Source organism: Enterobacter cloacae complex sp. CARB60 (assembly GCF_036487345.1).
Taxonomy (GTDB): domain Bacteria; phylum Pseudomonadota; class Gammaproteobacteria; order Enterobacterales; family Enterobacteriaceae; genus Enterobacter; species Enterobacter asburiae_D.
This window is the reverse complement of record NZ_JAZKLC010000002.1, coordinates 363,430-378,493: the sequence shown is the minus strand read 5'-3', so window position 1 is coordinate 378,493 and position 15,064 is coordinate 363,430. Positions and strand designations below refer to the sequence as shown.

11 protein-coding genes are annotated in these 15,064 nt (G+C 56.4%); 5 read left to right on the top strand and 6 right to left on the bottom strand.

The features are described 5' to 3' along the window. Positions 1 to 29: 29 nt before the first annotated feature. The 5 genes from mtgA to lptF form a co-directional block, all read right to left on the bottom strand. Entirely contained in the window at positions 30 to 755 is a 726-nt protein-coding gene (gene mtgA, locus V4835_RS02795) for a monofunctional biosynthetic peptidoglycan transglycosylase (protein ID WP_063143583.1), read from the bottom strand. Next, the gene (elbB, locus tag V4835_RS02790; RefSeq protein WP_063143584.1) at positions 752 to 1,405 is read right to left on the bottom strand and encodes an isoprenoid biosynthesis glyoxalase ElbB; all 654 of its coding nucleotides are present in this window, start codon (positions 1,403 to 1,405) and stop codon (positions 752 to 754) included. The genes mtgA and elbB overlap by 4 nt, the downstream gene beginning before the upstream one ends. Positions 1,406 to 1,637: 232 nt before the next feature. Further along, entirely contained in the window at positions 1,638 to 3,971 is a 2,334-nt protein-coding gene (gene arcB / locus V4835_RS02785; protein WP_063143585.1) for an aerobic respiration two-component sensor histidine kinase ArcB, read from the bottom strand. A 135-nt stretch (positions 3,972 to 4,106) separates the two neighbouring features. Then, on the bottom strand, positions 4,107 to 5,189 hold the full coding sequence (lptG, locus tag V4835_RS02780; protein WP_063143586.1) for an LPS export ABC transporter permease LptG: 1,083 nt from the start codon (positions 5,187 to 5,189) through the stop codon (positions 4,107 to 4,109). After that, the gene (gene lptF, locus V4835_RS02775; protein WP_063143587.1) at positions 5,189 to 6,289 is read right to left on the bottom strand and encodes an LPS export ABC transporter permease LptF; all 1,101 of its coding nucleotides are present in this window, start codon (positions 6,287 to 6,289) and stop codon (positions 5,189 to 5,191) included. Before lptF ends, lptG begins: the two co-directional genes overlap by 1 nt. A 266-nt stretch (positions 6,290 to 6,555) precedes the next feature. Between lptF and pepA the strand changes: the two genes are divergently transcribed. The 5 genes from pepA to ahr all read left to right on the top strand — a co-directional run bounded on the left by pepA (position 6,556) and on the right by ahr (position 13,214). Further along, positions 6,556 to 8,067, top strand: coding sequence for a leucyl aminopeptidase (gene pepA, locus V4835_RS02770; protein ID WP_032642395.1), 1,512 nt, complete (start codon positions 6,556 to 6,558; stop codon positions 8,065 to 8,067). A gap of 118 nt (positions 8,068 to 8,185) precedes the next feature. Further along, the gene (gene holC, locus V4835_RS02765) at positions 8,186 to 8,629 is read left to right on the top strand and encodes a DNA polymerase III subunit chi (RefSeq protein WP_008502815.1); all 444 of its coding nucleotides are present in this window, start codon (positions 8,186 to 8,188) and stop codon (positions 8,627 to 8,629) included. Further along, complete coding sequence (locus V4835_RS02760) at positions 8,629 to 11,484, top strand: valine--tRNA ligase (RefSeq protein WP_331411141.1); 2,856 nt, start codon at positions 8,629 to 8,631, stop codon at positions 11,482 to 11,484. Before holC ends, V4835_RS02760 begins: the two co-directional genes overlap by 1 nt. A gap of 123 nt (positions 11,485 to 11,607) precedes the next feature. Then, a complete protein-coding gene (locus V4835_RS02755) occupies positions 11,608 to 12,111 on the top strand; it encodes a GNAT family N-acetyltransferase (protein ID WP_063143589.1) in 504 nt (167 codons plus the stop codon). Between the two features lie 83 nt (positions 12,112 to 12,194). Beyond that, positions 12,195 to 13,214 carry an NADPH-dependent aldehyde reductase Ahr gene (gene ahr / locus V4835_RS02750; RefSeq protein WP_029739607.1) on the top strand — a complete coding sequence of 340 codons (1,020 nt, stop codon included), beginning with the start codon at positions 12,195 to 12,197 and terminating at the stop codon, positions 13,212 to 13,214. Between the two features lie 90 nt (positions 13,215 to 13,304). On the opposite strand, the gene V4835_RS02745 is transcribed toward ahr, so the two are convergent. Beyond that, positions 13,305 to 14,942, bottom strand: coding sequence for a glycerone kinase (locus V4835_RS02745; RefSeq protein WP_331411140.1), 1,638 nt, complete (start codon positions 14,940 to 14,942; stop codon positions 13,305 to 13,307). Positions 14,943 to 15,064: the final 122 nt, after the last annotated feature.

The following is a 15,064-nucleotide window of genomic DNA, read 5'->3' as shown; positions in this document are numbered from 1 at the left end:
CTCGGCGGGTGGCGCTGCGCTTACCCGCCCTACATAAGATTATTACGCTGCATAAAGCCCTCTCCACCCAGTTGATTCATCTGGCGTATGATCCACGCCTGACGACTTCGCACGTACCCTGATGGGGCACTGGCTTTAAAGCGGATAGGGTTCGGTAAAACAGCGGCCAATAGCGCTGCTTCTGACATGCTCAGACGGCTGGCTGGCTTATTGAAATAACGCTGCGCGGCAGCTTCCACGCCAAAAACACCGTCGCCAAACTCAGCGACGTTGAGATAGACGGTCAGAATGCGTTTTTTGCTCCAGACCGTTTCCATCCCCAGGGTCAGCCCCGCTTCCAGCCCTTTTCGCACCCAGCTTCGACCATCCCACAGAAACAGATTTTTGGCCGTCTGCTGCGACAAGGTTGACGCGCCGCGCACGCGGTTTTCATGGCGTTCGTTATGGGCTAGCGCCTTCTCAATGGCCGCAACGTCGAACCCCCAGTGCTCCGGGAATTTCTGGTCCTCCGCCGCGATGACCGCCAGCCCCATGAACGGTGAGATCTCGTCCATGCTCACCCAGTCTGAGTGGGCAACATAGCTGAAATCGCCGCTGAACCACGCGCCGAGCTGGCGCTCAACCATAACGGCAGAGAACGGAACCGGCATAATGCTGAATAAAGCCAGCCCGCCTCCCCAAAATACCGCCAGTACAAGAACGATACGCAAGAGAATACGCTTCACCCCTGCGCCTGCGGCAAATTTACGCCTCATTCAGTCAGCACCAGCACGCGGGCCACCAGCTTTTCAATTCCTGAGGCAGCCTCAGCGATATTATTCGCCAGCATATACGCTGGCGTAGTGACAATTTTGTTATCTTCATCAACCACAATGTCATCAACCGGGCACGGAACGTGTTCGCCCCCCATTTCCTCGACGATCTCTGCGGTATCAATATCCGTCCCGATAGTCAGGCGCAGCGGGAAATCAAAAATCCTGGGCAGCATTGCCGGCGCGATGCAGATAAAGCCCAGCGGTTTTCCTGCCGCATGCATGGCCTGCGACAGCGCTTTTAGATGAGGATCGATCTGACACTCCGCGCCCTGCGCAGCAAAGGTACTGAGATTTTTGGCCGCGCCAAACCCACCCGGCACAATCAGCGCATCAAGCTCTGTCGGGTCTGCCTGAATAAGAGGATGGATATCACCTCGCGCAATGCGCGCGGCTTCAATCAGCACATTACGGGTTTCCGCCATCGGCTCGCCGGTCAGATGATTAATCACATCCGACTGATTTTTGTCTGGCGCAAAACAAATAACCTCTGCTCCCTGCTTAGCCAGGGCCAGCAGCGTGATGACGGCTTCATGTATCTCAGAACCATCGTAAACACCACATCCGCTCAGCACGACACCAATCTTTTTCATCATGACAATCCTTTTCTGCAACTTGCTGAAGCACATTAATAATTTTGATTAAAACGCTATGCTTCACACATTTCACTGATTCATGTAACAAACCATTTAAGATTTGCTATCTTATCTGCGTGCGGCCTAAATTTTTCAGGCAGCGCCCTTTCGAAAATAACTTTAAAAAACAGGCGCAGCCACGATTTCCCTGGTGTTGGCGCAGTATTCGCGCACCCCGGTTAAGCCGGGGTCATTTTTTTCTGGCATCGACCCATGCTTTAAGCACCGCCACATCGTTTTGCCACTCTTGTTTCATCTCTTCAACCCAATCACCCACGTTATCTTCCCATGCAGGTAAATCAGGCGATTGAATCTGTTGGCCCAGCTGCTGCAGGTGGCGTAGGCCAACCGAGCCGGCGGCACCTTTAATTTTATGTCCTTCTTCCACAATGCCCTTCTGGTCACGAGCCGTCAGGTTTGATTCCAGCACGCTCAGATAGCCCGGCATCATTTTTTCGAATACCGCCAGACCGTCGGTAATCAGTTTCGGGCCGACCAGATCGATGTACTGCTCCAGCATCGCGGTATCGAGTATCGTTTGGGCTTTTGCGCTATCAACAGACGTCATGGTGCTCTCCTCTTCATCACGGGTATCCCAGAACTTCTTAATCATGGCGGTCAGAGCAGGCACCGCCAGCGGCTTGCTGAGTACATCGTCCATACCGGCATCGAGATACTCTTTTTTATCTTTCAGTACGTTCGCCGTCAGCGCCACCAGCGGCGGCAGTTCGTCGGCCGCGTACTGACGCGTCAGCTCACGCGAGATATCCAGCCCGGTCATATCCGGTAGCTGAATATCCAGCAGGACAAGATCGTATTCGCCCGGTTTAAACATCTCGAGCGCGGCCTTACCGGTCATCGCGACATCCACGCTGTTGCCCAGCTTTTCCAGCACAGAGCGCGCCACAATCACGTTCAGCTCAATGTCTTCCACCAGAAGGACGTGCAGCGCAGGCAGCGGCATGTCGTCGTTTTCAAAGGTATCCTCAACCTCCTCCGCCACCGCCGGCGCATGGACCGTCAGCGTGAAGGTTGACCCTTTACCCGGCTGGCTGGCAACGGTGATATCGCCCCCCATACTCTTTGCCAGCCGTTTAGAGACCGCCAGGCCAATGCCCGTTCCGGTAGCCGGTTTCCCGCCGTTGCTGTCCTTCACCTGGTAGTACATCGCGAAAATTTTGTCCTGCTCCTCCTGCGGAATACCCATCCCGGAGTCTTCCACTTCGAAGTGCAGAATATCGCCTTCGTCAAAGCGGATGCGCACCGCCACCTGCCCCTTCTGGGTAAATTTCACCGCGTTGCTGATAAGGTTCCACAGGATCTGGCGCAGACGCGTGCCGTCAGTCACCACTTTATGCGGCAGCGGCAGGGTTGGATCCATGACAAAACTCAGTCCCTTCTGCTGCGCCTGCAAGCCGGACAGATTTTCCAGATCGGCAAGGAAGCTGGTGAAATCAACAGGCTGATTATCAAGCTGAACTTTACGGCGCTCCATCTTATCCATATCAATAATATCGTTGAAGATATTACCCAGCGTGACCGCTGAGACATGGATAGTCTTGAGGTATTTTTCCTGCTCTGCGGTCAGGTCGGTATCCAGCAGAATACGGCTCAGCCCGACAATGCCGTTAAGCGGCGTACGCAGCTCGTGGCTGATGGTGGAGATAAAGGTGGTCTTGTCACGGCTGGCTCGCTCCAGGGCGTCCTGATAGCGCTTACGCTCGGTGATATCGCGGCCAAAGCCCATCAGGCCGTGGCGTTTCCCCACGCGGTCATAGTAGGGCACCTTACGGATCTCAAAGCAGGCTTTGCGTCCATCCGGGTAATCCAGCCACTGTTCATAGGTCAGCGAGACGTTATGGCGGAAGACTTTTTCGTCCGTCTCCATGACCTTGGCCGCCGCCTCTTCAGAGTAAACGTCCTGCGGCTTCAGATTAATCAGCTGCTTCTCGCTTTTCCCGGTGAGCAACTCCATCGCCCGGTTACAGCCGGAAAACTCTTTATCTTCATTACGGTAAAACACCAGATCCGGCGAAGCATCGAGGAACGACCGCAGGAAAGAGGATTGCTGCTCAAGCTGGATCTGCGTGACTTCGCGCTCTTTCATTTCGATTTTCAGCTGCTCAAGGGTAGCCTGACGCTCGGCCTCCGCCTTCTCACGATCTGAAATCTCCTGGTTCAGCTGCGCAATGTTGTCTTTGAGCTGAACGTTGAGCTTCAGGTCGCGTTCACGCATCTCTTCCAGTTTATCGACCAGTTTTGACAAACGCTGACGGGATTCTTCCAGCTGTTCAACCACCACGGAAAGGAAATAGACCGCCCAGGGAGTAATGAGCAAGCCAAAGAAGATGGAGCGGATGACGTCGATACTCTCGACCTGACCATGCAGAACCATGGTGACGGCCATTTGCACGACAATGGCCAGAACGACCAGCGCCAGCGCAAGCAGCATGGAGAAACGCACCAGCCCAAGCTTCATCATCAGGTCGACGTAATACTGGGCAAGCATTCGAATTTGCTTCATAGAGGATCCCTTCACGACTTTATCGCTCAATAATACTCAAATTCAGGGCGGGGCGTTGAAGGTTGTGAGAAAAAGTGCGGGGTGAAACAGGAGATTAGCCTCGCTTCCGGTTAACCGGAAGCGAGGAGAGGTCTATCAGGAGCGTCTTAACAGCAGCCAGAGGCTGATCAGGAGGAAACTGGCGCTTGGCAGCAGCGCACCAATCATCGGCGGAATACCATAAACCAGCGTCAGCGGACCGAAGATCTGGTCAAGCACGTAGAACACAAAGCCGAAGCTGATACCGGTCACAACGCGCACGCCCATCGGCACGCTACGCAACGGGCCGAAGATAAACGACAGCGCCATCAGCATCATCACCGCCACGGACATCGGCTGGAAGATCTTGCTCCACATGTTGAGCTGATAACGTCCTGCATCCTGCCCGCTCGACTTCAGGTATTTCACATAGTTGTGTAAACCGCTGATGGAGAGCGCGTCAGGATCCAGCGCCACGACCCCGAGCTTATCGGGCGTCAGGTTGGTCTTCCACGTACCGGTTACCGTCTGAGACCCGGCGATCTGTTTCGGATCGGTCAGGTCAGATTCATCGACCTGGGACAAGCGCCACTGTTTTTTGTCGGCATCAAATTTCGCCGAAGAGGCGTGGCGAACTGACTTCAGACGGCGCTGGTCATCAAAAGCGTAGATGCTCACCCCACCCAGTTCATCATTCCCATTTACCCGTTCGATGTAGACGAAGTTTTTACCGTCTTTCGCCCATAAACCTTGTTGAGTCGAGAGCAGTGAACCGCCGTACATGGCCTGGGCACGGTAGTTACGCGCCATCTGTTCGCCCTGCGGCGCAACCCACTCGCCAATCGCCATGGTCAACAGCACCAGTGGGATCGCGGTTTTCATTACCGACAGCGCAACCTGCATGCGGGTAAAACCCGAGGCCTGCATAACGACCAGCTCACTGCGCTGCGCCAGCATCCCCAGCCCCAGCAGCGCCCCCAGCAGGGCCGCCATCGGGAAGAAGATCTGCACATCTTTCGGCACGCTGAGTAGGGTATACATCCCCGCGCCCAGCGCGTCATAGCTACCCTGCCCGGCTTTTTTCAGCTGGTCGACAAATTTGATAATGCCGGAGAGCGACACCAGCATGAACAACGTCATCATGATGGTGGTAAAAATGGTTTTACCGATATAGCGATCAAGAACGCCAAACGCCTGCATTAGATGGCTCCTTTACGCGAGAATCGGGCACGTATGCGGCGCACAGGCACCGTATCCCACAGGTTTAATCCCAGCGCCAGTAAGATGTACAGGCTGTTGACGAACCATGTCCAGACCATAGGGTCCAGCTTACCTTTCGCGCCGTTAGAACGAATCGAGGTTTGCAGCAGGAAATAGATCAGGTAAAGCAGCATCGCCGGCAGCATAGAGAGCACGCGTCCCTGACGCGGGTTCACCACGCTCAGCGGAACGACAATCAGCGCCATCATAAACACGGTGAAGACGAGCGTAATACGCCAGTGGAACTCAGCGCGCGCTCGGTCGGTATCGGTATTCCAGAGGGTACGCATGTCCATTTGCTCGGTATCCGATGGATCGAGCGCCACCGCCTGATGGCCGATAATGGCCTGATAGTTCTGGAAATCCGTAATACGGAAGTCGCGCAGCATCGCGGTGCCTTCGAAACGGGTGCCTTTGTTCAGCGTCACGATCTGAGAACCATCTTTGCGCTGAGCAAGCTGACCGGAGTCTGCAACCACCACTGACGGACGCGCGTTACCTTTGGGACGTAACTGCGCCAGGAAGACGTCGTTGAATTTACTGCCGTCAACGCTCTCAATAAACAGCACGGAGTTGCCGTCGGTCGCCTGCTGGAACTGCCCCTGGGCTAGCGCCGCCATGCCGGGGTTTGCTTTCGCTTCGGCCAGCACTTCGTCCTGATGACGGGAGGACATGGGGCCCGCCCACATCACATTCACCGCCGCAACAATACCCGTGAACAGCGCCAGTATCATGGCCGCTTTCACCAGTACCGCTTTGCTCAGGCCGCAGGCATGCATCACCGTGATTTCACTCTCGGTGTAGAGTTTCCCAAGCGTCATGAGCAGGCCAAGGAAAAGACTTAGCGGCAGGATGAGCTGCGCCATTTCCGGGATCCCTAAACCAAGCAGGGAAAGCACCAGATTTGTTGGAATTTCGCCGTCAACGGCCGCACCGAGGATCTTAACCAGCTTCTGACAGAAAAAAATCAGCAGCAGGATGAAGAGGATCGCCAGTTGGCTCTTGAGCGTCTCCCGCACCAGATATCTTATGATTATCACTTTAAATACGCCCGTAAAAACCCGTCTCTTTGCAGGAATTTCGCTTGTTTCATGGCTTAAACGTCATTTATTCTCTTGAGTCGTCGAAATCATCGCTAAGATTAAAACATCCAGCGGATTCACGCTTCAGGACTTTTTCTGACGTGTCGAAACCGTAGTAACGTAAGATTAACACGAAGTCACCACAACAGCGGACATGAGTTACGAAAGGTTTCAATTCTATCCGTAGCAGCCGCCGTTGTCTTTAAGATTCAGGAGCGTAGTGCATGGAGTTCAGTGTAAAAAGCGGTAGCCCGGAGAAACAGCGGAGTGCCTGCATCGTTGTGGGCGTCTTTGAACCACGCCGACTCTCCCCGATCGCCGAGCAACTCGATAAAATCAGTGACGGCTATATTAGCGCCCTGCTGCGCCGTGGCGAACTGGAAGGCAAACCTGGGCAGACGCTGTTACTGCACCATGTTCCGAACGTACTGTCAGAGCGTATTCTGCTGATTGGCTGCGGCAAAGAACGCGAGCTGGATGAACGTCAGTATAAGCAGGTAATTCAGAAAACAATCAATACGCTGAATGATACAGGCTCAATGGAAGCCGTCTGCTTCCTGACCGAGCTGCACGTCAAAGGACGTAACACCTACTGGAAAGTGCGTCAGGCGGTTGAAACGGCAAAAGAGAGCCTGTACAGCTTCGATCAGCTGAAGACCAATAAAAGCGAGCCGCGTCGTCCGCTGCGTAAAATGGTCTTTAACGTGCCTACCCGTCGCGAACTGACCAGCGGCGAACGCGCGATCCAGCACGGTCTGGCGATCGCAGCCGGCATTAAAGCGGCCAAAGATCTTGGCAATATGCCGCCTAACATCTGTAACGCGGCGTACCTGGCCTCCCAGGCGCGTCAGTTGGCCGACGCCTACAGCAAAAACGTCATTACCCGCGTCATCGGCGAACAGCAGATGAAAGAGCTGGGGATGCACTCTTACCTGGCAGTCGGTAACGGCTCGCAAAACGAATCCCTGATGTCCGTCATCGAGTACAAAGGCAATCCGTCCGAAGACGCGCGTCCTGTCGTGCTGGTCGGTAAAGGCCTGACCTTCGACTCCGGCGGTATCTCCATCAAGCCTGCCGAAGGCATGGATGAGATGAAGTACGACATGTGCGGCGCGGCGGCGGTTTACGGCGTGATGCGCATGGTGGCGGAACTTCAGTTGCCTATCAACGTGATCGGCGTACTGGCAGGCTGCGAAAACATGCCTGGCGGCCGCGCTTATCGTCCGGGTGACGTTCTGACCACCATGTCCGGCCAGACCGTTGAAGTGCTGAACACCGACGCCGAAGGCCGTCTGGTACTCTGTGACGTGCTGACCTACGTTGAGCGCTTCGAGCCTGAAGCGGTGATTGACGTCGCTACCCTCACCGGTGCCTGTGTGATTGCGCTGGGCCACCACATCACCGGCCTGATGTCGAACCACAATCCGCTGGCGCACGAGCTTATTGGTGCCTCAGAGCAGGCCGGGGACCGCGCATGGCGTCTGCCGCTGGGTGACGAGTATCAGGATCAGCTGGAGTCTAACTTTGCGGATATGGCGAACATTGGCGGACGTCCTGGCGGTGCGATCACCGCGGGCTGCTTCCTGGCACGCTTCACCCGCAAGTACAACTGGGCGCACCTGGATATCGCGGGCACCGCATGGCGCTCCGGTAAAGCCAAAGGCGCAACCGGTCGTCCAGTGGCGCTGCTGTCGCAGTTCCTGCTCAATCGTGCGGGTTTTAACGGCGACGAGTGATGTAAAACGCCGGGTGGCGGCTTCGCCTTACCCGGCCTACAGCGTCATTCAACCGTAGGCCGGGTAAGCGTAGCACCACCCGGCTTTGCATTTAAATCCACGACAAGAAGCCCCATATATGAAGAATGCAACGTTCTACCTTCTGGACAACGACACCCATCAGGATGGCCTCAGCGCCGTCGAACAGCTGGTGTGTGAAATTGCCGCAGAACGTTGGCGCGCAGGTAAACGCGTTCTGATTGCCTGTGAAGATGAACAGCAGGCCATTCGCCTTGATGAGGCGCTGTGGGCGCGCCCGCCGGAGAGTTTTGTGCCGCATAACCTGTCGGGCGAAGGCCCGCGCGGTGGAGCACCGGTTGAAATTGCCTGGCCGCAAAAGCGCAACAGCAGCGCGCGCGATATTCTGATTAGCCTGCGGATAGATTTTGCAGATTTTGCCACCGCTTTCACAGAAGTGGTAGACTTTGTCCCTTACGAAGAATCTTTGAAACAACTGGCGCGCGAACGCTATAAAGCGTACCGCCTGGCTGGTTTTAACCTGAATACGGCAACCTGGAAATAATGGAAAAGACATATAACCCACGCGATATCGAACAGCCGCTTTACGAGCACTGGGAACAGCAGGGCTATTTCAAGCCTAACGGCGACGAAAGCAAAGAGTCCTTCTGCATCATGATCCCGCCGCCGAACGTCACCGGCAGTTTGCATATGGGTCATGCTTTCCAGCAGACCATCATGGACACCATGATCCGCTACCAGCGCATGCAGGGTAAAAACACCCTGTGGCAGGCGGGGACTGACCACGCGGGTATCGCGACCCAGATGGTGGTTGAGCGTAAAATTGCCGCTGAAGAAGGAAAAACCCGCCACGACTACGGTCGCGACGCGTTCATTGACAAAATCTGGCAGTGGAAGGCAGAATCCGGCGGCACCATTACCCGTCAGATGCGCCGTCTCGGCAACTCCGTGGACTGGGAGCGCGAGCGCTTCACCATGGATGAAGGCCTGTCCAACGCCGTTAAAGAAGTCTTCGTCCGCCTGTACAAAGAAGACCTGATTTACCGTGGCAAACGCCTGGTAAACTGGGATCCGAAACTGCGTACCGCCATCTCTGACCTGGAAGTGGAAAACCGCGAGTCTAAAGGCTCCATGTGGCACATCCGCTATCCGCTGGCCGATGGCGCGAAAACCGCCGACGGTAAAGATTACCTGGTGGTCGCAACGACCCGTCCGGAAACCCTGCTGGGCGATACCGGCGTGGCCGTTAACCCGGAAGATCCGCGTTATAAAGATCTGATCGGCAAATTTGTGGTGCTGCCGCTGGTAAACCGCCGTATTCCGATTGTGGGCGACGAACACGCCGACATGGAAAAAGGCACCGGCTGCGTGAAAATCACCCCGGCACACGACTTTAACGACTATGAAGTCGGCCGTCGTCACGCCCTGCCGATGATCAACATTCTGACCTTCGACGGCGATATCCGTGAGAGCGCTGAAGTGTATGACACCAAAGGCAACGAATCCGACGTTTACTCCAGCGAGATCCCGGCTGAGTTCCAGAAGCTGGAACGCTTTGCCGCGCGTAAAGCCATCGTGGCTGCCGTTGACGCGCTCGGCCTGCTGGAAGAGATCAAACCTCACGATCTGACCGTGCCATACGGCGACCGTGGCGGCGTGGTGATCGAGCCAATGCTGACCGACCAGTGGTACGTGCGTGCCGACGTGCTGGCGAAACCGGCTGTCGAAGCGGTTGAGAACGGCAGCATTCAGTTCGTGCCGAAGCAGTACGAAAACATGTACTTCTCCTGGATGCGTGACATTCAGGACTGGTGTATCTCCCGCCAGCTGTGGTGGGGTCACCGTATTCCGGCGTGGTACGACAACGAAGGCAACGTCTACGTTGGCCGCACCGAAGACGAAGTGCGTCAGGAAAACAACCTGAGCGCGGACGTTGCGCTGCGTCAGGACGAAGACGTGCTGGACACCTGGTTCTCCTCCGCGCTGTGGACCTTCTCCACCCTCGGCTGGCCAGAAAACACCGACGCGCTGCGTCAGTTCCACCCAACCAGCGTGATGGTGTCCGGTTTCGACATTATCTTCTTCTGGATTGCCCGCATGATCATGATGACCATGCACTTCATCAAAGACGAAGATGGCAAGCCGCAGGTTCCGTTCCATACCGTCTACATGACAGGCCTGATCCGCGACGACGAAGGCCAGAAGATGTCCAAGTCCAAGGGTAACGTGATTGACCCGCTGGATATGGTTGACGGTATCTCTCTGGAAGACCTGCTGGAAAAACGTACCGGCAACATGATGCAGCCGCAGCTGGCTGAGAAAATCCGCAAGCGCACCGAGAAGCAGTTCCCGAACGGGATCGAGTCTCACGGTACCGACGCCCTGCGCTTCACCCTGGCGGCACTGGCCTCTACCGGTCGTGACATCAACTGGGACATGAAGCGTCTGGAAGGTTACCGTAACTTCTGTAACAAGCTGTGGAACGCCAGCCGCTTCGTGCTGATGAACACCGAAGATCAGGATTGCGGCTTCAACGGCGGCGAAATGACCTTGTCTCTGGCGGACCGCTGGATCCTGGCGGAATTCAACCAGACGGTGAAAGCGTTCCGCGACGCGCTGGACAGCTACCGCTTCGATATCGCGGCGGGCATCCTGTATGAATTCACCTGGAACCAGTTCTGCGACTGGTATCTGGAGCTGGCGAAGCCGGTGATGAACGGCGGTACTGAGGCGGAACTGCGCGGCACGCGCAATACGCTGATTACCGTTCTGGAAGGCCTGCTGCGCCTGGCGCATCCGGTCATTCCATTTATCACGGAAACCATCTGGCAGCGCGTGAAGGTGATTGCAGGCATCAACGCCGATACCATCATGCTGCAGCCGTTCCCGGAATTCGATGCGGCTAAGGTTGATGAAGCGGCGTCCGCGGATACCGAGTGGCTGAAGCAGGCGATCGTCGCTGTACGTAACATCCGTGCAGAAATGAACATCGCCCCTGGCAAACCGCTGGAGCTGCTGCTTCGTGGCTGTAGCGAAGCGGCTGTTCGTCGCGTCACCGAGAACAACACCTTCCTCAAGACCATGGCGCGCCTGGAAAGCATCACCGTGCTGCCTGCGGATGACAAAGGTCCGGTTTCCGTGACCAAAATCATCGACGGCGCCGAGCTGCTGATCCCGATGGCAGGCCTGATCGACAAAGACGCCGAGCTGGCTCGTCTGGCGAAAGAAGTGGCGAAAGTCGACGTAGAAATTGGCAAAATCGAAAGCAAGCTGGCGAACGAAGGTTTTGTCGCCCGCGCGCCGGAAGCGGTCATCGCGAAAGAGCGTGAGCGTCTGGTTGCTTTCGCCGATGCGAAGACCAAGCTGATTGAGCAGCAGGCGGTTATCGCGGCCCTGTAATGCTTTTACCCCTTACGCTTCAGGGCGTAAGGGGTAACCTTCCTGAAAACTCCTCGCTTGCACTCCCCTTTCTGCGGTGCTATTAACAGCAGTTATGTGTCAATTTTTGTAATGAGTAATGCTATGAGCGTGATTACCCCCGTCGCGACGACGATGCGTCGGATCACTGAGCAGGATAATCCGGCTATCGCCGCCGTTATCCGCACCGTTTCTGCCGAGTATGGTCTGACGGCTGACAAAGGCTACACGGTTGCTGACCCGAACCTGGACGACCTTTTCCAGCTCTACAGCCAGCCAGGGCATGCCTACTGGGTAATCGAGCAGAATGGCCAGGTTGTGGGCGGTGGCGGCGTGGCCCCCCTCAGCTGCAGCGAGCCGGATATCTGCGAACTACAGAAAATGTATTTTCTGCCAACGGCGCGCGGGCAAGGACTGGCGAAAAAGCTGGCGCTGATTGCGCTGGACCACGCACGCAAGCAGGGTTTTACCCGCTGCTACCTTGAAACCACCGCTTTCCTCAAAGAGGCCATTGGCCTGTATGAACATCTGGGCTTTGAGCATATTGATGCGCCATTGGGCTGTACCGGCCACGTTGATTGCGAAGTCAGAATGCTGAAAAGTCTGTAACGTTCATTCCTGCCCTCTTCTGTTAAGCGGCTGTAAACTGAATGCTCTACACTCTCAGTTCACACCATAACGGGGGAAACACGATGTCGAAGATAAAAAGCTACGCCGCACCGCAGGCGGGTGCAGAACTTGAGCTGTACGAGTACGATGCTGGCGAACTAAAAGCAGAAGACGTCGAAGTGCAGGTGGATTACTGCGGGATCTGCCACTCAGATCTCTCGATGATCGACAACGAATGGGGCTTCTCGAGCTATCCGCTGGTTGCCGGGCACGAAGTCATTGGCCGCGTCGTGGCGCTCGGTAGCGCCGCGCAGGACAAAGGGCTGAAAGTGGGCCAGCGCGTGGGCATTGGCTGGACGGCACGCAGCTGCGGCCACTGCGATGCCTGTATCAGCGGTAATCAGATCAACTGCCTCGAGGGCGCCGTTCCCACCATTCTCAACAAAGGCGGTTTTGCCGATAAGCTGCGCGCCGACTGGCAATGGGTCATCCCGCTGCCGGACAGTATTGATATCGAATCCGCCGGTCCGCTGCTGTGCGGCGGTATCACCGTCTTCAAACCCCTGCTGATGCACCATATCACCGCCACCAGCCGCGTGGGCGTGATCGGTATTGGCGGTCTTGGCCATATCGCCATCAAGCTGCTGCACGCGATGGGCTGTGAAGTGACGGCGTTTAGCTCGAACCCGGCAAAAGAGAAAGAAGTGCTGGCGATGGGTGCGGATAAAGTCGTGAACAGCCGCGATCCTGAAGCGCTGAACGCGCTGGCTGGGCAGTTTGACCTGATCATCAACACCGTTAACGTGGATCTCGACTGGCAGCCGTACTTTGAAGCACTGGCCTACGGCGGTAACTTCCATACCGTAGGTGCCGTAATGAAGCCGCTGCCGGTTCCGGCGTTTACCCTGATCGGCGGCGATCGCAGCGTGTCAGGCTCCGCGACCGGTACGCCGTTTGAGTTACGCAAGCTGATGAAGTTTGCCGGACGCACCAAAGTGGCCCCGACCACCGAACTGTATCCGATGTCGAAAATCAACGAAGCGATCCAGCACGTGCGTGACGGCAAAGCCCGCTACCGCGTGGTGTTGAAAGCGGATTTTTGATGTGACATTGCCGGGTGACGTCTTCGCCTTACCCGGCCTACATCCGGTTTTGTAGGCCCGGTAAGCGCAGCGCCACCGGGCTATTCTCACCTATCGCACCAGTGCAGAAAACACCTCTGACACCGCGACCGCTCCCGGATCCATCACGCCGTCCAGATTCTCTTTATTCACATACGACGAGCGTCCCGCGCCCGCTTTCATCATCTTCGCAGTCGCTTCAGCCCCCTGCTGTGCGGCCTTCGCCGCAGCCTCGATATCGTCTTTCTGCAAGGCTTCCAGCGCCGGCTGCAGCGCGTCGATCAGCGTGCGATCGCCGAGATCTGCCCCGCCGTACTGCTTCATCTGCGCCAGCCCGCTGAGTAACGCCTTGGGTAGCGACTGACCATCGTGAAGCTTTTGCCCGGCGGCGGTAAAGAAGATCGACATTAACACCCCGCTCGATCCGCCCATCACCGTGGCCAGCCGCTCGCCCACCAGCAACAGCAGCGTCGATACGTTATCAAGCGGGAGCTTGCGATCCTCCAGACGCTGCGCAATATCCCGCGCGCCTTGCGCAAAGGTAGAGCCGGTATCACCATCGCCCACTTTGGCATCCAGCGCGTTCAGGCGATTTTCAAGTTCGATCAGCGTCCTCGTTACCGAAGAAACATACTCACCCACCCGCGGGTTTTCCGACGGGGTGTATTCCACGCGATCGTGGATGGCGCTATGCGCCACGGTGCGCAGTGGCGCAAACGCCACGGGCTTCTGCCAGCCCAGCGTTTCGACCTCAGCGTGAATCGCCTTTTCGAAGAAATCATTAAGCTTCAGCAGCGTGAGCGAAAAGCCCTTCATGTCCAGCGCGCTGACCAGCGGCGCGGGGCCAATCAAATACGCGATCTCCTCTTTCAGCGCCGAATGCGCCAGCTCTTTGGTCAGCAGCGCCATCTCCAGCGCCGATACGCCGCCAAGATTGTTAATCAATACCGCAAAGCGCCCCTCTCCCGCCTGCGCGCGTAGCGGCGTCACCAGCGTGTCGATAATGGCTTTGCTGTTCTGCGTATCCACGACGGAAGCACCGGGCTCGCCGTGAATGCCCAGACCCAGCTCGACGTGGCCTTGCTTAATGCGCCCCTCCTCCTCGTCGCTGCCCGGCAGGTTGCACGTTTGCATCGCAACGCCCAGGCTCCAGAGGTTGTCGCAGGCCTGTTGCGCAATCTCCCGCACTTCGCTCAACGATTTCCCGTGCTCCGCCGCATAGCCCGCAATCTTATGCACCAGTGCCGTACCGGCAATACCGCGCGGCTGTTTGTTATCCGGCAGCGCGATATCGTCCGCCACGATAACCATCTCCACCTTGAGACCGTAGCGTTTGGCCTTTTCTGCCGCCAGACCAAAGTTCAGGCGATCGCCAGTGTAGTTTTTGACGATCAGCAGACAGCCGCGATCGCCCGTGACCGCCACAATGGCATTCAGCACCGCATCCACGCTCGGCGAGGCAAAGAGATCGCCACACACTGCCGCCGTCAGCATCCCTTTGCCGACAAACCCGGCGTGCGCGGGTTCGTGGCCTGAGCCGCCGCCGGAGATCACCGCCACGCGGCTTTTGTCCCAGTCGCCGCGTGCGACAATCCTGATGGCCGGATCGATATCAAGTTTGACGAGGTTTGCGTGTGGCGCAGAAAGCAGTATGCCTTCAATGGCATCGTTGACCAGCTGTTTGCGATCGTTAAAGAAGAATCTGGACATAGTTTCCCACTATTTTGTGAACCGTATGCAAAAGCATAGTCCGCGCTGGATAATGCGCCGCAAAGTCAGGAATTTACTCAACCAAATTGCTATCAGGTTGCCTATACTCCACCCAGGACTAA